A 19,100-nucleotide genomic window follows, 5' to 3' on the forward strand; every position below is an offset into this window, starting at 1 on the left:
TGACGACAGGAGGCCCGGTGGCTCAGCCGTACGCGGACACAGAACAGCCGCACCCGCACAGCCCGCAGGCGTCCCCGACGCCCCACACCCGTCCGTCCGCCCAGGGCCTCTACGACCCAGCGCAGGAGCACGACGCCTGCGGCGTGGCCTTCGTGGCGGACCTGCACGGCCGGCGTTCGCACTCGGTCGTCGCCAACGGGCTCGGCGCGCTCTGTCGGCTGGACCACCGGGGCGCCCGTGGTGCGGAGCCGAACACCGGCGACGGCGCCGGCATCATGATCCAGGTGCCCGACGCGTTCCTGCGCGCGGTGGCCGACGTCGCGCTTCCCCCGGCCGGCGAGTACGCCACGGGGCTGGTCTTCCTTCCCGACGACGATGCCGCCGAGGCGCGCGCCCGACGGGTCATCGAGAAGTACGCGCTCGTCGAGGGCGCCGACCTGCTCGGCTGGCGGGACGTGCCGATCGACCCGAGTGACCTGGGCGAGACCGCCCTGGCGGCGATGCCCCGGGTCCGGCAGCTCTTCCTGGCCGCGCACCGCCTGACCGACGCACCCGACGGGCCGGCCGGCTCCCCGCTGCACGGCATCGAGCTGGACCGGGTGGCGTTCTGCCTGCGTAAGCAGGCCGAACGGGAGACCGCCGAGCGAGGCGTTCCGGCGTACTTCCCGTCGCTGTCCAGCCGCACCATGGTCTACAAGGGCATGCTCACGCCCGACCAGTTGCCGGCGTTCTACCCGGACCTGCGCGACGAGCGGGTGGACAGCGCCATCGCGCTGGTGCACTCCCGCTTCTCCACCAACACCTTCCCGTCCTGGCCGCTGGCGCACCCGTACCGGTTCATCGCCCACAACGGCGAGATCAACACGATCCGGGGCAACCGCAACTGGATGCAGGCCCGCGAGGCGCTGCTGCGCTCGCCGAACGTGCCGGGCAACATCCGGCGGGTCTTCCCGGTCTGCACCCCCGCGGCCTCCGACTCGGCGAACTTCGACGAGGTTCTGGAGTTGCTGCACCTGGCGGGGCGGAGCCTGCCGCACGCGGTGCTCATGATGATCCCCGAGGCCTGGGAGAACGACCCGGGAATGGACCCGGCGAAGCGTGCCTTCTACCGCTTCCACGCCAGCCTCATGGAGCCGTGGGACGGTCCGGCGTCGGTGGCCTTCACCGACGGCGAGATCGTCGGCGCGGTGCTGGACCGCAACGGGCTGCGCCCGGGGCGCTGGTGGCAGACCGACGACGGGCTCGTGGTGCTCGGCTCCGAGGCGGGTGTCCTCGACCTCGACCCGGCCCACGTGGTCGCGAAGGGGCGACTCCAGCCGGGCCGGATGTTCCTGGTCGACACCGTGGCCGGGCGGATCGTGCACGACGAGGAGATCAAGTCCGAGTTGGCCGCCGCCCAGCCGTACGGCGAGTGGCTGCACGCCGGGCTGATCGAGCTGAACGACCTGCCGGCGCGCGAGCACACCGTCTACACGCACGACTCGGTGCGCCGCCGGCAGCAGACCTTCGGCTACACCCAGGAGGAGCTGAAGATCCTGCTCGGGCCGATGGCCCGCACCGGCGCCGAGCCGCTCGGCTCGATGGGTACGGACACCCCGATCGCGCCGCTGTCCACCCGGCCGCGGCTGCTCTACGACTACTTCCACCAGCTCTTCGCCCAGGTCACGAACCCGCCGCTGGACGCCATCCGCGAGGAGTTGGTGACCAGCCTGGCGTCGACCATCGGGCCGGAGGGCAACCTGCTCGACCCGGGTGCCGCGAGCTGCCGGCAGATCGTGCTCCCGCACCCGATCATCGACAACGACGAGCTGGCGAAGATCCTCTCCATCGACGAGGACGGCGACCTGCCCGGCTTCAAGGCGGTCAGGGTCTCCGGGCTGTACCGGATCCGGGAGGGCGCCGCCGGGATCAAGGCACGGCTGACCGAGATCTGCCGGCACGTCTCCGAAGCGATCGAGGACGGCGTACGCATCCTGGTGCTCTCCGACCGGGACTCCAACGCCGACCTGGCGCCGATCCCGTCGCTGCTGCTCACCGCCGCCGTGCACCAGCACCTGGTCCGCGAGCAGACGCGTACGCAGGCGGCGTTGATCGTGGAGTCCGGCGACTGCCGGGAGGTGCACCACGCGGCGGTGCTGATCGGCTACGGCGCGGCGGCGGTCAACCCGTACCTGGCGTTCGAGTCGGTCGAGGACATGGTCGCCACGGGCACGTTGGCCGGTGTGGAGCCCGCCGCGGCGGTGCGCAACTACGCGAAGGCGCTCGGCAAGGGCGTCCTGAAGATCATGTCAAAGATGGGCATCTCGACGGTCTCCTCGTACTGCGGTGCGCAGGTCTTCGAGGCGGTCGGCCTGGACAGCCGGCTGGTCGAGCGCTACTTCCGGGGCACCCCCAGCCGCATCGGCGGGGTGGGTCTCGCGGGTGTGCACACCGAGGTGGCCGCCCGGCACGCGCTGGCCTGGCCCCCGGCCGGCACCGCCACCTCCGACCGGCTGGAGGTCGGTGGCGAGTACCAGTGGCGCCGCGAAGGTGAGCTGCACCTGTTCAACCCGGAGACGGTCTTCCTGCTGCAACACGCCACCCGCAGCCGGCAGTACGACGTCTTCCGGCAGTACACCGCCAAGGTCGACGCGCTCGCCGCGCAGGCCGGCTCGCTGCGCGGGCTGTTCACCCTGCGCACCGGGGTCCGTCCGGCGGTGCCGATCGAGGAGGTCGAGCCGGCCACCGAGATCGTCAAGCGGTTCGCCACCGGCGCCATGTCGTACGGGTCGATCTCGGCGGAGGCGCACGAGACGCTCGCCATCGCCATGAACCGGCTTGGCGGCAAGTCCAACACCGGTGAGGGCGGCGAGGACGTCGAGCGGTTGCACGACCCGGCGCGTCGTTCGGCGGTCAAGCAGATCGCCAGCGGCCGGTTCGGTGTGACAAGCGAGTACCTGGTCAACGCCGACGACCTCCAGATCAAGATGGCCCAGGGCGCCAAGCCGGGTGAGGGTGGTCAGCTGCCCGGCAACAAGGTCTGGCCGTGGATCGCCCGGACCCGGCACGCCACCCCCGGCGTGGGTCTGATCTCCCCGCCGCCGCACCATGACATCTACTCCATCGAGGACCTCGCCCAGTTGGTGCACGACCTGAAGTGCGTCAACCCGGCGGCCCGGGTGCACGTCAAGCTGGTCAGCGAGGTCGGCGTCGGCACCGTCGCCGCCGGGGTGGCGAAGCTCAAGGCGGACGTCATCCTGATCTCCGGCCACGACGGCGGCACGGGCGCCTCCCCGATGAACTCGCTCAAGCACGCCGGCACCCCCTGGGAGCTGGGGCTGGCCGAGGCGCAGCAGACGCTGTTGCTCAACAAGCTGCGCGACCGGGTCACCGTGCAGGTCGACGGTCAGCTCAAGACCGGCCGGGACGTGCTGGTCGCGGCGCTGCTCGGCGCGGAGGAGTTCGGCTTCGCGACCGCGCCGCTGATCGTCGAGGGCTGCGTGATGATGCGCGTCTGCCACCTGGACACCTGCCCGGTCGGCATCGCCACCCAAAATCCGGTGCTGCGGGAGCGCTTCACCGGCAAGCCGGAGTTCGTGGAGAACTTCTTCCTCTTCCTCGCCGAGGAGGTTCGGGGTTACCTGGCCGAGTTGGGCTTCCGGTCGATCGAGGAGGCGATCGGGCAGTCCGAGCTGCTCGACGTGGCCCCGGCGGTGACGCACTGGAAGGCGAACGGGTTGGACCTGGCGCCCGTCCTGCACCTGCCGGAGCTGCCCGCCGGCGCGGCCCGACGCGGGGTCCGCGCCCAGGATCACGGCCTGGAGCAGGCACTCGACAACGAGCTGATCGCGCTGGCCCGTCCGGCTCTGGAGGCCGGGGCGCCGGTGCGGGTCGAGGTGGCGGTGCGCAACGAGCACCGCAGCGTCGGCGCGATGCTCGGCGGTGAGGTGACCCGTCGCTTCGGTGGCGCCGGCCTTCCCGAGGACACCATCGAGTTCGTGCTGCACGGCACGGCTGGGCAGTCGTTCGGCGCGTTCCTGCCGCGCGGGGTGACCCTGCGCCTGCACGGCGACGCCAACGACTACGTGGGCAAGGGCCTCTCCGGGGGCCGGCTCATCGTCCGCCCGGACGCCGCCGCGCCGTTCCTCGACCCGGACGCCGAGCCGGGTCGGCGGGCCGAGGATCAGATCATCGCCGGCAACACCATCCTGTACGGGGCCACGGCGGGCGAGGTCTTCCTGCGCGGCCGGGTGGGGGAGCGGTTCGCGGTGCGCAACTCCGGCGCGGTCGCCGTGGTCGAGGGTGTCGGCGACCATGGCTGCGAGTACATGACCGGCGGCACGGTGGTGGTGCTCGGCGCGACCGGCCGGAACTTCGCGGCCGGCATGTCCGGTGGCACGGCGTTCGTGCACCACCTGGACCGGGCCCGGGTCAACGCGGAACTGGTCGACCTGTTGCCGCTGGGCGAGCAGGAGCAGTCGCTGTTGCACGAGCTGGTCCAACGGCACGTGGCCGAGACCGGGTCGGCGGTCGCCGAGGAGTTGCTCAAGCGGTGGCCGGAGGCGGTGGCCGAGTTCACCGCGGTGGTACCCCGCGACTACCGCCGGGTGCTGGAGATCATGCGGGCCGCCGAAGCAGCCGGCCGCGACGTCGACGACGCGGTCATGACAGAACTGACCGCGCCCGCTGTGCCGGCGATGCCGGTGCCGCCCGCCCCGCGGGTGGCTGCCCAGGAGGTGGCACGTGCCTGACCCGAACGGTTTCCTGCGCTACGACCGGCGGTTGCCGGCCCGCCGCCCGGTGCCGGTGCGGATCAGCGATTGGCGGGAGGTGTACCCGCCGGCCGGCGACGAGTTGGTCCGTGAGCAGGCCACCCGATGCATGGACTGCGGCATCCCGTTCTGCCACGACGGCTGCCCGCTGGGCAACCGCATCCCGGACTGGAACGACCTGGTGCGGACCGGCAACTGGGACGCCGCCATCGAATCGCTGCACGCCACCAACAACTTCCCGGAGTTCACCGGCCGGCTCTGCCCGGCGCCCTGCGAGGCGGCGTGCGTGCTCGGCATCTCCGGCGGTCAACCGGTGACCATCAAGCAGGTCGAGGTGGAGATCGCCGACGCCGCGGCGGCGCGGGGGTTCACCCCCCGCCCGGTGCCGGCGCCGTCGGGCCGCTCGGTCGCCGTCGTCGGCTCCGGGCCCGCCGGCCTCGCCGCCGCCCAGCAGCTGGCCCGCGCCGGTCACGCGGTGACGGTGTACGAACGCGACGACGCGATCGGTGGTCTGCTCCGGTACGGCATCCCCGACTTCAAGTTGGAGAAGCGGCACATCGACGCCCGGTTGGCCCAGCTCACCGCCGAGGGGGTGCTCTTCCGCACCGGCGTGAACGTCGGGGTGGACGTCACCGCCGACCAGTTGCGCGCTGAGCACGACGCGGTGCTGCTGGCCGCCGGGGCGTTGCAGGGCCGGGACACCCCGGAGACCCCGGGGCGGGCGCTTCGGGGCGTACACCAGGCGATGGCGCACCTGGTCGCGGCGAATCGCGCGGTCGCCACCGCGGCCACCGACCAGGCCGGCGTGGTGGCCACCGGCGAGCGTCGGCTGGCGCCTGCGGTGTTGCCGGACGGCACCCCGATCGACGCGGCCGGCAAGCACGTGGTGATCATCGGTGGCGGTGACACGGCGGCTGACTGTCTCGGCGTGGCGCACCGCCAGGGCGCCGCGGGCGTGCACCAGCTCGACCTGTACCCGCAGCCGCCGCAGGAGCGCGACGAGGCACGGGACCCATGGCCGACCTGGCCGTGGGTCCTGCGCAGCTACCCGGCGCACGAGGAGGGTGGCGAGCGGGTCTTCGCCGTGGCGGTGCAGGAGTTCGTGGACGACGGCACCGGCCAGGTGCGGGCGGTGCGGATCGCCGAGGTGACAGTGGAGAAGCGCGACGGCCGACGGGTCGTCACCGTGGTGCCGGGCTCCGAGCGGGAGCTGCCGGCCGATCTGGTGCTGTTGGCGATCGGCTTCGAGGGCACCGAGCAGCAGCCGCTGTTGGCCCAGTTCGCCGTGGCCCGCAACCCTCGGGGCGCCATCGACGCCCGCGACGACTGGCAGACCGACGCCGACGGGGTGTTCGTGGCCGGTGACATGCACCGGGGCGCGTCGCTGATTGTCTGGGCCATCGCCGAGGGGCGGGCGGCCGCCGCTGCCATCCACGGCTATCTGGGCGGTGTCGGCACGTTGCCGGCCCCGGTGGGCCCGGCCGCGCAGGCCCTCGCCGCTCGCTGAGGTGCGGGCGTCCGGTCGGTGGGGCAGGTCTGCTGCCGCACCGACCGGACATTCCCGCTGGTGAAGCCACTCACAAAAGTGGGCAAACAGGTTTAGGCCGGCAAGACTTGCCGGCTGCCGAACCGCGCCGCGATCGGTGTGAATGAGCATGCTGCCGATCGCTGGAGGTTCGTCGTGGCCAGAGGTGCCACCTTCGCCGCGCTGCGCCACCGTGACTACCGGATCTGGGCGACCGCCGGCTTCGTCTCCGTCATCGGCACCTGGATGCAGGTCCTCGGGGTCAACTGGTACGTCCTGAAGGAGACCGGCTCGGCGACGTCGATGGGTTTCGCCGTGCTGCTCCAGGCCGCGCCCACGTTGCTGCTCAGCGTCTGGGGCGGTGTGCTGGCCGACCGGCTGCCGGCCCGTCCGCTGCTGATCGCCGCCCAGGGTGCCCACGCCGCGCTCGCCGCCGGACTGGCGGCGGTCGCCCTGACCGGGGTCGGCGGCCTGCCGCTGATCTTCGCGATCTCCCTGGCCGCCGGAGCCGTCTCGGCGATCGAAGGCCCGGTGCTGGGGCGCTGGGCCGCCAGCCTCGTCGACCGGGAGACGCTGGGCAACGCTCTGGCGCTCGGTTCGCTCACCAACTCCGCCGGCCGCATCCTCGGCATGAGCCTCGGTGCCGTGGTGGTGGCCGCCGTCGGCCCCGCCCTGCTGTTCGGCATCAACGCGGCCAGCTTCGCCGCCGTGGTGGTGGCGCTGTTCGCCGTACGCCCGCCAGCCGTGCCCGGCCTCCCGGTGCCGGACAGCGGCCGGATCCGGGGCGGTGTCCGGGCCGGGTTCGCCTACCTGCGGGGGCAGCCGGTGCTGCTCCTCGCGCTGGCCCTGTCGTTCGTGCTCGGCAGCCTGGGCCGCAACTACCAGGTGACCATGGCCGCCATGAGCGACGGCCCACTGAACGCCGGCGCCTCCGGGTACGGCCTGCTGTCGACCGTGTTCGCGGTCGGAACGGTGGTGGGTGCGCTCGTCGCGGCCCGGCGGCGCTCCCTGGGCTACCGGACGCTCGTCGTCGCGGGCCTGCTCGCCAGCGGGTTGCAGATCGTCGCCGGCCTCGCGCCGGGCGCCTGGAGCTTCGCCGCGGTGATCCTGCCGATCGCCGCCGCCGCGGTGGTCATCGACACCACCGTCGGCACCCGCGCCCAACTCGACACCGATGCCGCGATGCGGGGCCGGGTGCTCGCCGCCCTGGCGGTCACCGGCTCGGTCTCCGCCGCGGTCGGTGCTCCACTGCTCGGCTGGCTCGCCGAACACGCCGGGCCTCGGCAGACGCTCGTCCTCGCCGGCTCGGCCGCGGCGATCGCCACGGTGGCTGCCGGCGTCGCCCTGGACCGGCAGGGTAGCCGCGCGGTGACCCTCGCGCTGGTCGTGCCGCGGCCCCGCCATCCGGTACGACGAGCGGCGTTCCGGGCCGCCCGCATCGTCCGGCCCACCGGGGCGGTCTGTGTCATCGCTCCCGCCGAGGCCGGTGCGGTCCGGTCGGGCGGGGTCCGGCTCAGAGAGTTGGCCACCGCCGCCCCGGCGGCGAACCGCTGAGACAGCGGTCACCCCGGGCGGCCAGCTTCCGGGACAGGACGACACGAAGATCATCGTTACGCTGCGATCATGGAGATCGAGGAGCGCCTACGGCGAACCCGCCGATGGCTGTGGATCGTGCTGATCGGGCTCTTCCTGAGCGGTGTCACCGCGTTTCCGCTGGAGATCGAGGTGCGCTGGCTGCTGCGCGTACTGGACCCGCTCGCCGACCAACTGCCCGCGCTGGTCGCCTGGATCGAGCGGGTGCACACCGGGCTCGTGACGGCCGGCGAGGACTACCCGTTCCTGCTCTACGGCACCGACTGGCTGGCCTTCGCCCACCTGGTGCTGGCGGTGGCCTTCTGGGGGCCGCTGCGCGACCCGGTGCGCAACGTCTGGGTGGTGCAGGTCGGCATGATCGCCTGCGCGGGCATCGTTCCGCTGGCGCTTATCTGCGGACCGATCCGGGACATCCCCTGGTTCTGGACGCTCGTCGACCTGTCCTTCGCGGTCGGGGCGTTCCCGCCGCTCTGGTTCGCGTACCGGCACATCCGCGCCATCGAGGCGAGCGCCACGACCGCCTGAGCCCCAAGCCAAGATCCGCGCAACAACAGGGAAAGTGGTGCCTCGGGTGCCGCGGAGGCACCTGCATCCCTGAAGTTGCGCGGATCTTCAGCCCGGTCGAGATTGCTAGTGCGACATCAGGTGGTGCGACTCGCGGATCTTGGCCCAGGACTTGGGCTCGGTCGGCGGGGCGGCCTTGCGGGCCGCGCTCGCCACGTCGGGTTGGCCGGCGGTGAACAGCCAGGTGGTGAAGAGGTCGTCCAGGTCCAGCCCGGAGATCCGTTCGGCCAGGGCCTGGAACTGCTCGATGGTGCCGTTGCCGTACCGGTGCTCGGCGGTCCAGGTCGGCAGGATCTCGAAGAACGCGTCGTCGCCGACGGCCAGCCGCAGCTGGTGCAGGGTCATCGCGCCCCGGTCGTAGACGGCGTTGTCGAAGACCCGAGCGGCACCCGGGTCGCCGGGCAGCACCTGCCAGAACTCGTCGTCGGCCGGGTAGCTGGCGTAGGTGAAGTCGAAGACCTCCTGGGCGGTGCCCTCGCCCTGCTCCTCCGACCAGAGCCACTCGGCGTACGAGGCGAAGCCCTCGTTGAGCCAGATGTTGCGCCAGTCGGCCACCGAGACCGAGTCGCCGAACCACTGGTGGGCCAGCTCGTGCGTCACCACGTACGTGTTGGCGCCGCGTCGCCAGAAGCCCGGCCCGTAGACCGGTCGGGTCTGCGTCTCCAGGGCGAAGCTGATGCCGTCCACCGGCCCGGCCACGCCGCCCTGCGCCTCGAACGGGTACGGGCCGAAGATCCCGCTCTCCCAGTCGACGATCTCGGCGGTCCGCTCGATGCTGGCCCGCGCCGCCGGCCCGAGTGCGCCCAGCGAGGTGCTGTACGCGTTGATCACCGGCTGGCCGCTCGGCGCGGTGTCGGTGACGATGTCGTACTGGCCGATGGCCATGAAGGCCAGGTAGGTGGCCGTGGGGGAGGTGGTCCGCCAGATCCACCGGGTGCGGTTGCCGGCCTCGGCCAGCGGCGGCCTCGGCTGCACGCCGTTGCTGATCACCTCGACGCCGGTGGGCACCGACACCGAGACGTCGTAGGTGGCCTTGTCCAGCGGGTGGTCGTTGCTCGGGAACCACCACCACGCCGACTCGGGCTCGTTGACGGCGAGGGCGCCGTCGTCGGTGCGCGTCCAGCCGGTGTAGCCGTTGACCAGGGCCTCCGACGGGACGCCGGAGTAGCGCACGACGATGGTGAGCTGCTGACCCCGGGCTACCGTGCGGGCCGGGGTGACCACCAGCTCGTGCGCGCCGGCCGTGCTGGTGCTCGCCGCCCAGCCGTTGACCCGGACCGACTCGACGTCGAGCAGGAAGTCCAGGTTGAACGTCGAGAGGTCCTGGGTGGCGGTGGCGAGGATGGTGGTGGTACCGGTGAGCAGGTCGGTGGCCGGTTCGTAGCGCAGCCGGACGTCGTAGTGCTGGACGTCGTAGCCGCCGTTGCCGTAGTCGGGGAAGTAGCTGTCGCCGAGTCCGGGCGCGCCGGGTTGCGGCGCGGCGGAGACGACGGGGCGGCCCCAGGCCGCCGCCGGGGCGGCCTGGCCGGGGGTGCCGGCGAGCATGGTGCCGGCGGTGGTGAGGGTCAGGGCGGTGGTGGCCGCCGTGAGGACTCGTCGCACGGGGTGGACTCCCTCCATCGGGTGTTCGCAACGCCAACCTAATCGACAACTGTGAACGTCGCCGGCCCGCCACACCCATGGTCGGTCGCTGGCCTCTGGCGTCCGTTGCGCCGCAAGGTCACACTGTGTTGATCGGAGGTGACGCGCGCGGCGCTCGGAGTTGCCCAAGCGGGAGCTGATCGGCCAACGGCAGTCGACCGCGGGCCGGGAACGGCTGCCGCCCGGCGGGTTGGAGTTGTTCGCGCTGCTCGCCCGGCTGCTGCGGCGACCCCGTCGCGGCGACCGCCGGCTGCCGCTGCTGTGGCTGGTCCGCTCCGACACCGCGGATCTGATGGTGCCGCTGCGCCGGTTCCTCGGCCAGGGCCCCCGGCGGCGGGTTCCGCACGCCGTGCTGGACGCCGACGTGCCGCCCGGCGCCGGGGACGTGCCGGCACTGCTGCGCGAGTTGCACCGGCAGCTCTCCCTGGAGGCCTTCGGCGCCGCCCGACTGCGCTTCCGGCACTATCCGCTCGCCGACTGGCTGATGCAGCAGAGCCTCAGCCTGGGCGTCGACGCCGACGACAGCCGCGCGGCCCTGGTCCGCCGGCTACGCGACCGCAAGGGCCCGCGTACGCCGGAGGCGTTGCCCTCCGGCGGCGACGCGGTCAGCATCGTCTCGCAGGTGCTGCTCTGGCTGGTCCGTCGCGCCGTGCCGGGGGTGGTCTTCCGGGCTGCTGTCTCCGGGCGGGTGCCGGTGCTCGGGCGGCACTACAACTGGTTCATGCGCCAGCAGTACCTGGCGCCCCGGCAGTCGGTCACCTTCCTCGGCTTCGCCGAGCGGCTCACCGCGGGCTGGCGTGACGGGGAGCAACCCGACCAGGTCAACAAGCTGCTGCTGCACGCGTTCCTGGAGGACCTGCGGCAGGCGTACCGGCGTCGGCCGTGGCGTCCGGCGGACTGGCGGCGCACCGCGTACCCGGCGCTGCTGATCGATAACGTCGCACCCGGCAACGTCGGCGGGGAACTGGTCCGCCTGATCGGCGACGTCCGCACCGAGACCGGCCGCAACGACCCGCTGCTGATCGTCGCGTCCGGCGGGCAACCCCCACCCGACCTGCCCGAGCCGCACCCGTTGACCGAGGCCGACGAGGCGTACGACGAGTGGGCCGGTGCGCTTCCGGAGATGCGGCGGCTGCGCCGCCCGGCCACCTGGCTGGTGGCGTTGCGTCCCGACGAGACCGACACCGGCCCACCGTCACGTGGCGGGCTGCGGCCGTTCTCCGCGCCCGACCCGCCGTGGTGGTCGCGGCGCTTCCTGCCGGCGGCGCTGTGTCTGGTGCTGGTGGCGGCGCTCGGCCTGTGGGTGGCCAGCCGGTGGGGGCCGGGCTGTCACCCCTCGCTCACCGGCCAGGTCTCGGTCGAGGTGGTCGGCAGCGGCGAGTGTGTCGGCTACAGCGACAGCGCCGCGCAGGTGTTCAACAACGACCCGGGTCAGGACCGGCTGCGCACCGTGCAAGAGCGCATCTTCGCGCAGAACCGCGCCGCCGAGGAGGTCTGGCAGCGCAGCGACCGACGACGGCCCTTCCTCACCCTGGTCTACCTCGGCACCCTCACCGGCAACCGGACCCGCGCGGACGAGGAGTCGTACGTCTCCGAGCGTGAGGAGCTCGAAGGCATGGCCACCGCCCAGTACGCGTTGCTGAAGGAGTCGGCCGGCGCCGACGGCGCCGCGCTTCTGCGGATCGTGGTGGCCAACGGTGGCCGGCAGATGATCTACGCCGACCGGGCCGTGGCGATGCTGGCCGAGCTGGCCCGGGACGACCCCACGGTGCTCGGGGTGGTCGGGCTGGTGGAGAGCCGCAGCAGCACCGCCCGCGCGCTGCGTGCGCTGAACCAGGTCGGGCTGCCGGTGCTGGCGCCCACCCTCTCCGCCGACAAGATGGACGCCAACTCCCGCCTCTACCTGCAGATCTCCGCGCCGAACAAGGATCAGGTGAAGCTTGTCGACGCGTACGCCAAGCAGGTGCTGAAGGTCGACGAGGCGCACGTCTTCTACACCACCCTGGAGGGCAGCTCGCTCACCGAGGACCTCTACGTGGGCACCCTCGTCGACGGGCTCCGACAACAGTTCGGCCCCCGGATCACCCGCCTCGACGAGTGGCGCACCGGCCAGCGGCTGACCGACGAGTGCGGCTACCCCGGGCTGCTCTTCTACGCCGGTCGATGGTCGGAGTTCGACGGTTTCCTGCGGGCGCTGCGCGAGTGCGGCGGCAACCCGCCCCGACACCTCGTCGCCGACGACTCGGCCAACCGGTACATGGCCAACCCGGGTCTGCGCGCCGCCGCGCCCGGCAACCTGCCCGTCACGTACGTCTCCAAGGCGTCCCTGGCCACCTGCGCGGCGCTGCGGGCCGCCCAGGACCGGCGCGACGACGACGCCCGGGCCAGCTTCCTGTCCTGGATCCAGGCCGACGACCTGCTCGACCCGCCGCGCTGCCGGCCGGGCTCCGAGGAGCAGGTCGGCGAGCGGGTCAGCCTCGCCTACGACGCGTCGATGATGCTGGTCCGGGCGGTGGAGAGCCTCGCCGCCCGGCTGCACCACGCCGACCCCCGGCAACGCTGGGAGCCGGATTCGGTCAACCCGGTGGGCGTGCACGCGGAGGTGCTGCGGCAGAACGCCGGGCAGGGCTACCCGGGGGTGGCCGGGCTGATCCGGTTCACGCCCGACTCGGGGGAGCCGGTCGACAAGCGGCTGGCCCTGATGCGGGTGGAGCAGGTGCCCGACGTGGCGAGGGCGCCGGTGGAGGTGTTCCGCTGCGGGGCGGCCGACGCGACCGGCCCGGCGACGTGCGGCCCCGCCTGACCGGTCCGGCGTGACACGTCCTCGCAGGACTGTCCGGGTGCCGTCGGTGTCCGTTAGGGTTCCTGGGACCAGACGGCCGTGGCGTTGGGGGCAGAGGGTGGGCAGGCTCGCGTCGGCGTACGGGCAGGCGGTCAACTCCCACCGGGCGGCTCGGGCGCATCTGGACGCGGCCCGCGGCGTCCTGGGGGCGGCACCGACCGCCGCCGCGCCGCTCGGCGGCGACGATCTGGTGACCCGCCTCGCCCGCCTCGGCGCTGCCCTGGCCACCCCCGCCCCGGGTGTCACGCAGCTGACCGACGAGCCGACCGCGGTGCGGATCGGCGAGGCGTCCACCTCGGACGGCAGCTTCCCGGTGCTGGTCCCGCTCGGCGGCGGCCACCACCTGGCGGTGGACACCGACGCCCGCGACCCGCAGGTCGCCGGGCTGCTGCGGGCGCTCGTACTGCGGCTGGTCGCCACCGCGCCACCCGGCCAGGTCCGCGTCGCCGGCATCGACACCGCCGCGCTCGGCGCCACCTTCGGCCCGCTGCGCCCACTGCTCGACGCCGGGGTGCTCGACCCGCCCGCCACCGGCGAGGCCGAGGTGGCCGCGCTGCTCGACGCCGCCGAGCAGCACGCCCGCGCCGCACAGCACGCTCAGCCCGCCGCCCGGCGCCTGCTGCTGGTGGTCGCCACCGCCGCGCCGCCGCCGCGCGAGCTGGCCCGGCTCGCCGCGCTCACCCACGCCGGCCCGGCCGCCGCCGTGTGCGTGCTGCTCGCCGGCCACCCGACCCGGCAGCCCGGCGAGACCGCGCCGCCGCTGGGCGGCACCACCGCGGTCCGGCTCCACCAGGGGTACGCGCACGTCGGCGACCCACCCGGCACCCCGTTCAGCGCCGACGGCAGCGGGCTCGCCGCACCCGTCCTGCTCGACGGCGACCCGCCGCCCGCCTCGGTACGCGCGCTCGCCGAGCACCTCGGCACCGCCACCCGTCGCGCCGACGCGTTGCCCTTCACCGACCTGCTGCCCGAACGGCGGTGGGCCGAGTCCGCCGGCAACGGTCTGCGCACGATGATCGGCCGGGCCGGCGGCGCCCCACTGACGCTCGCCTTCGACGACGCCACCCCGCACTGGCTGGTCGGCGGACGCACCGGCGCCGGCAAGACCGTCTTCCTGCTCGACGTCCTCTACGGGCTGGCCGCCCGCTACTCGCCGGCCGAGTTGCAGCTCTACCTGCTCGACTTCAAGGAGGGCGTGAGCTTCACCGAGTTCGTGCCCACCGGCCGGGACCCGTCCTGGCTGCCGCACGCCCGTGCCGTCGGCATCGAGTCCGACCGCGAGTACGGCCTCGCCGTGCTGCGCGAGCTTCGCCGGGAGGCGCAACGCCGGGCCACCGCACTCAAACGGCACGGCGTCACCAAGCTCGCCGACCTGCCCCGGGACAATCCGCTGCCGCGCATCGTGACCGTCATCGACGAGTTCCACGTGCTGCTCGCCGGCAACGACGCGCTGGCCCGCGAGTCCGTCGACCTGCTGGAGGAGCTGGCCCGCAAGGGCCGCTCGTACGGCATCCACCTGGTGCTGGCCAGCCAGAGCATGACCGGCATCGAAGCCCTCTACGGGCGGGCCGAGGCGATCTTCGGGCAGTTCGCGTTGCGGGTGGCGCTGCCCGGCGGTGGTGGGGTGCTCGACCAGCTCAACGACGCCGCCGCAGCGCTGCCGATCGGCTCCGCCGTGGTCAACACCGCCGCCGGCGCGGTCGGCGCCGACACCGTGCTGCGCTTCCCCGACGCGCACGCCGCCGCGGCGGACCTCGCCGCGTTACGCCACGACCTGTGGCAGGCCCGCCCGCCGGGCTCGCGGGCACCAGCGGTCTTCAAGGGGTACGAAGCCGCGCGGATCGAGGACGACCCCACCTTCGTCGGGTTGCGCCCCGGTGGTCGACGCCCGATGGCCCTGGTCGGCCGAACTGTCGACGTGCACGGCACCACCGCACTGTTCCTGATGGACACCACCCCCGGCCGGCACCTCGCCGTGGTGGGCACCGCACCGACCGGCGCGGACGTGCTGCGCGCCGCGACGCTCAGCCTGGCCCGCCAGCACACCCCCGGCGACGCCCGCTTCCACCTGGCCTGCCTGGTCACCGTCGCCGAACCGGTCGCCGACGACACCGAGACGCTGCTGCGGGCCGCCGGCCACCCGGTGCAGCGCCTCAACGCGGCCGGGTTGCGGGACCGGATCACCGCGCTGGCCGCCGAGCCCACCGGCCGCGAATACCTGGTGGTGTTCGGCATGGACGCCGCCGCGCCCGTCCTCGGTGCCACCGACCCCGGCACGTTCCGCTCCGGCCTGGACGACCTGCGTACCGTCCTGCGCCAGGGCCCCGGGCAGGGGGTGCACCTGCTCGGCTGGTGGCGGGGGCTCCGCCGGCTCGCCGACGACCTCGGCGGCACCCAGAACCGTGACGACGTCGCCTGCCTGGTCGCGCTCAACGTGCCTGGCGCCGAGCTGGCCATGCACCTCGGAGCGCACGACCTGACCTACACGCCCCGCCCCGACCGAGCGCTGCTGATCGACAGGCACGACCAGCGCACCCGGCTGATCGTCCCGTTCGTCGGCGACGGGCACGAGCCGGACGGGGAGCGGTGACAGTGTCCTTCGAGGAGTACGCGGCACTGGCCCGACAACTCTCGGAGCAGCACCGCGCCGGGCAACAGCACGCCGCCGCCGAATCCGCGCGCCGCCGCGACCTGCACGCCGCCGTCGACTACCTCCAGCAGCGGCTGACCGCCCAGGGGCAGCGCCTCGACCAGCTCGGCCGAGCCATCGGCATCGACCAACCACCCGCCGCCCCGGCCCCTGGTCCTGGTCCTGGTCCTGGTCCTGGTCCAGGCCCAGGCGCGGGACAGGGGGCGGGGACGTCGGGGACCGCCGGCTGGTCCGGCCCGGGCGCGGGACAGGGGGCGGGGACGTCGGGGACCGCCGGCTGGTCCGGCCCGGGCGCGGGCCAGGGGACGGGGACGCCGGGCGAGACCGCCACCTGGCCCGGCCCGCCGTCCGGAGCTGGCTCGCCCTCCGCTCCTGGCACCGGCCCGTCTCCCGTTGCTGGCTTCGGGTCGTCCTCCGTCACCGGCTCCGGCCTGTCCTTCGCTGCCGGCGCACCCACCGCACCCGGAACCGGGGACGGGGAACCCGCCGGCGCAGCCGGCGCGCCGGGGCGGGCGGGGGTCGGGGCGTACCCCCAGTTGCCGGCGGGGGAGGCGCGGCTGGCGCTGCCGACGGCGGTGAGCCCGGCGGGCGGTGGGGTGCCCGCGCAGCGCGCGGCGGCGGCCGACCCGGCGGTGGAGTTGGAGCTGGCCCGGCGGATGGCCGACGAGGCCGACCGGCACGGGCAGCAGGCGGAGTTGTTGGCCCAGCGGCCGGCGCTGCTGCCGACGTGGTCGCCGCTGGCCCGGGCGGTCGCCGTCTACGCCGGGTGCGGCGCGGCGGCCGGGGTGCTCGTGCTGATGCTGGTGCTCGCCTCCGGGGTCGGCCTGGTCGACGGGTTCACCCTCGGCGCGTGGGTCTGCGCGGGGTTGCCGGCGGTGGCGTTCTTCGGCGGGTACCTGGTGCTGGGCCGGTGGGGGCGGCCGGCCATGGTCGCCGGTACCCCGCCGCGGTACCTGCCGCTGGGGTTCCTGATCTGTTTCCTGGTGGTGCCGATGGCCTACTGCGCCTACCTGCTGATGGTCCGCGGCCTGCGCTGACACCGGCTCGGCTTCGGAGGCTTCATCCCGGCGTGATCCACCCGGCTTCGCGGAAACCGGGGTGTCCGAGCCGGTGGGACACCCCAATATCCTGAAACTCGTGTCGATCTTCGGCCGGTGACCGGTTCGCGGTCGGTTTCCGGCTAGTCCAGGTGGTACGTGACGCTGCCGGCGTCGCTGAACCTTTGCTCCGCGCCGCTGTTCGAAGGGCTGAAGACGCGGCAGGCGCAGCCGTCGACGGGCCGCCCCGCTGACGCTTCGGCGTAGTACCAGACCTGACCCAGTTGGGCCCGGAACGTGCGACTGGTCCGCGCTGGCACCTCGATCGCCCGGTGCGGTTCACACTGAGCGTCGAAGAGCCACAGCACGTACGGCTCACTGGCCGCCGAGGCGGTGCCCCGCAGCGGTTCTCCCCACCGGCCCTCGGGGATGTCCCGATGGAAATACGCCACCGCATCCTGGCCCTTGGTCTTGGCGATGCAGGCCCGGTCGGACGATGCCCGAGACTCTGGGGTCGGACTGGGCGCGGCTGCTGGCGACGACGACTGGAGGCTGCTGAGGATGCTCTGCCCGTCACCGGTCGCGACGGAGACGACGAGCAGGAGGGCGAGAAGCCCGATGAGACCGCCGGACAGCCCAATGACGCGAGCCCGGCGACCACGACCGGCCGATGTCGTGTCTGTCTTCTGAACCGTCAAGCCACGTCACTCCCTCAGCCAGCTGCGACCGAGTCTAGGAGGCTTCGCGCTCGGGCGTGGTCCCCGAGCCCGGCATGGCGGTCTGCCGGTCGGTCACTCCACTGTGTTCGTCGTGACTGTGTTCGTCGTGACTGTGTGCGGCGTGACTGTGTTCGGCGTGGCACCACGCGCCTCGGAACGCCACAGGTCCCGGCCGTCCACCGTGCTCGCTCCGGTGCCGTAGTCTCGCGCCCCGAGCGCAGTCGGTGCGCAACCCGCTTGCCGAGGGTCTGGATCATCACGCCTCGACGTCTCGCGAGCGGCTGTCGAAAGGTTGGTCAGGGAATTGCAGGGACAGACGTCCACCCAGGTTGAGCCGATGTCGACAGGGGGCGGGATTGCTGTTCCGCCACCGGTCAACGCCGGTACGGCGACGCCCCGCCCCGAGCAGGAGCCGGGGCTGTCGGTCGTCGCCGCGTCACAGCAGGCCGGCGCGGGCGCGGTGGTCGCCGGTTTCGGGCTGATCGCCGTCGGCGCGGTCGCCGGCTGGGTGATCTGGCGCAGCGGCGCCTCCGCGGCGAAGATCCAGCCCGAGGACACCACTGGCGTCTTCCTCACCCTGTTGGTCTTCGCCGCAGCGGTCGAGCGGATCCTGGAACCGTTCTCCCGGTGGCTGCCGGGACGCGCCGCCGAGGCCGCGCTGTCCCGAACGGTGACCGACGTGACCAGCCGGGTCGACGGCCCCACCGAGGCTGACCGCGAGGCGGTCGCCGTGGCCACTGCCAAGGTCGCGCGGGCGAAGGCGAACCGCACCATCGTCGCGTGGGGTCTCGCCAGCGGGTTGGCCACCGTGGCGTCCAGCGCCGGCGGGTTCTACGTCCTGCACGCGGTCGCCGGTGCCGACTGGAACGGAATCGCGGTCTGGGTCGACGCCGTCGTCACCGGTGTGATGGTCGGCAGCGGCACCAAGCCGTTGCACGACCTGATCACCCGCGCGCAGAACGGCCCGCCGTCGCCGTAGCGCGCCGCCTGGCCCGTCCCGGCCTGCGTAGCCCGCCTGGCCCGTCCCGGCCTGCCTGGCGCTGTCCCGGCCTGCCTGGCGCTGTCTCGGCCCGCCGGCGGGCATGATCCACTCGGTTTCACTGAAGTCGGGGTATCCATGCCAGCGGGATACCCCGACTTCAGCTATCTCGTGTCGATCTTGGACTGACTGGCTTAGCGCCGGTCGGACTCGGCTGGTGCGCCTGTCTGCTGGGGATCCGCGACGTGCGCCGAGTCGTCGGCGACGTGTGCGGCGGCAACCAGGACTTCGTCGAGTTCGCGGTCGGTGAGACCTTCGTCTTCGAGCAGGCCGAGCAGCAGTACCGTCCGCGCGACGATCGGCCGCCGCGTCGTGGGGCACGGGTGGACGCTCACCGAGCCCCGCCCACACCAGCGCCTCGCCCAGCACCGGGTCGACGTCGCGCCCGGTCTTGGGCGGTGATCGCCGACGGCATCCGCGTTCAGATCAAGTCCGGCGAACTTGCGCGGGGCGACAAGCTGCCGTCGACCTCCGAGCTGTGCCGTCAGCATGACGTCTCGGCCATCGTCGTTCGTCAGGCCATCAACGCGCTCAAGATCGAGGGCTTGGTGGAGACGTCGGTGGCGTCGGCGTGTTCGTCGCCGAGCGCCGAACGGCCCCAATCTCAAGGCGTCGCTCCAGATCTTGGACAGTTTCCGTTAGCTCGGCGGGCTCAACCGGTGGTTGCAACATTGAGGAGTTGGGTCATTTTCTCGCCTGGGGTTGCCCAGCCCAGGGTCATGCGGGGGCGGTCGTTGAG

The 19,100-nt window shown here is 73.1% G+C and carries 12 protein-coding genes; 9 read left to right on the top strand and 3 right to left on the bottom strand.

What is annotated here, in order from left to right; genetic code table 11:
* Positions 1 to 17 precede the first annotated feature (17 nt).
* The 4 genes from gltB (at position 18) to ACFYL6_RS29635 (ending at position 8,394) form a co-directional block, all read left to right on the top strand.
* Positions 18 to 4,730 (top strand): glutamate synthase large subunit, encoded by a 4,713-nt coding sequence (gene gltB, locus ACFYL6_RS29620; RefSeq protein WP_387176284.1) that lies wholly within the window; start codon positions 18 to 20, stop codon positions 4,728 to 4,730.
* Positions 4,723 to 6,258 (top strand): glutamate synthase subunit beta, encoded by a 1,536-nt coding sequence (locus ACFYL6_RS29625; protein WP_387176286.1) that lies wholly within the window; start codon positions 4,723 to 4,725, stop codon positions 6,256 to 6,258. Before gltB ends, ACFYL6_RS29625 begins: the two co-directional genes overlap by 8 nt.
* Positions 6,259 to 6,432: 174 nt before the next feature.
* Positions 6,433 to 7,830 (top strand): MFS transporter, encoded by a 1,398-nt coding sequence (locus ACFYL6_RS29630; protein ID WP_387176288.1) that lies wholly within the window; start codon positions 6,433 to 6,435, stop codon positions 7,828 to 7,830.
* A gap of 69 nt (positions 7,831 to 7,899) precedes the next feature.
* Positions 7,900 to 8,394 (top strand): hypothetical protein, encoded by a 495-nt coding sequence (locus ACFYL6_RS29635; RefSeq protein ID WP_387176290.1) that lies wholly within the window; start codon positions 7,900 to 7,902, stop codon positions 8,392 to 8,394.
* A gap of 105 nt (positions 8,395 to 8,499) precedes the next feature.
* Here ACFYL6_RS29635 and ACFYL6_RS29640 read toward each other — a convergent pair whose 3' ends face one another.
* Positions 8,500 to 10,053: a M1 family metallopeptidase gene (locus ACFYL6_RS29640; RefSeq protein ID WP_387176292.1), complete on the bottom strand. Its 1,554-nt coding sequence runs from the start codon at positions 10,051 to 10,053 to the stop codon at positions 8,500 to 8,502.
* 142 nt (positions 10,054 to 10,195) lie between these two features.
* Here ACFYL6_RS29640 and ACFYL6_RS29645 point away from each other — a divergent pair, with 142 nt between their 5' ends.
* From ACFYL6_RS29645 to ACFYL6_RS29655, 3 genes are all read left to right on the top strand, one after another.
* Complete coding sequence (locus tag ACFYL6_RS29645) at positions 10,196 to 12,877, top strand: hypothetical protein (protein WP_387176294.1); 2,682 nt, start codon at positions 10,196 to 10,198, stop codon at positions 12,875 to 12,877.
* A 97-nt stretch (positions 12,878 to 12,974) separates the two neighbouring features.
* Positions 12,975 to 15,506, top strand: coding sequence for an FtsK/SpoIIIE domain-containing protein (locus ACFYL6_RS29650; protein WP_387176296.1), 2,532 nt, complete (start codon positions 12,975 to 12,977; stop codon positions 15,504 to 15,506).
* Between the two features lie 2 nt (positions 15,507 to 15,508).
* The gene (locus ACFYL6_RS29655; protein ID WP_387176298.1) at positions 15,509 to 16,603 is read left to right on the top strand and encodes a hypothetical protein; all 1,095 of its coding nucleotides are present in this window, start codon (positions 15,509 to 15,511) and stop codon (positions 16,601 to 16,603) included.
* A gap of 143 nt (positions 16,604 to 16,746) precedes the next feature.
* On the opposite strand, the gene ACFYL6_RS29660 is transcribed toward ACFYL6_RS29655, so the two are convergent.
* Positions 16,747 to 17,301, bottom strand: coding sequence for a hypothetical protein (locus ACFYL6_RS29660; RefSeq protein ID WP_387176300.1), 555 nt, complete (start codon positions 17,299 to 17,301; stop codon positions 16,747 to 16,749).
* Positions 17,302 to 17,659: 358 nt separating this feature from the next.
* Here ACFYL6_RS29660 and ACFYL6_RS29665 point away from each other — a divergent pair, with 358 nt between their 5' ends.
* Entirely contained in the window at positions 17,660 to 18,301 is a 642-nt protein-coding gene (locus ACFYL6_RS29665; RefSeq protein WP_387176302.1) for a hypothetical protein, read from the top strand.
* A gap of 194 nt (positions 18,302 to 18,495) precedes the next feature.
* Here the strand turns inward: ACFYL6_RS29665 and ACFYL6_RS29670 are convergent, their stop codons facing one another.
* Entirely contained in the window at positions 18,496 to 18,696 is a 201-nt protein-coding gene (locus ACFYL6_RS29670; protein ID WP_387176304.1) for a hypothetical protein, read from the bottom strand.
* Between the two features lie 63 nt (positions 18,697 to 18,759).
* Here ACFYL6_RS29670 and ACFYL6_RS29675 point away from each other — a divergent pair.
* The coding region (locus ACFYL6_RS29675; RefSeq protein ID WP_387176306.1) for a GntR family transcriptional regulator at positions 18,760 to 19,100 on the top strand (341 nt) is incomplete at its 3' end.

Source organism: Micromonospora sp. NPDC007208, assembly GCF_042869175.1.
Lineage (GTDB): Bacteria > Actinomycetota > Actinomycetes > Mycobacteriales > Micromonosporaceae > Micromonospora > Micromonospora foliorum.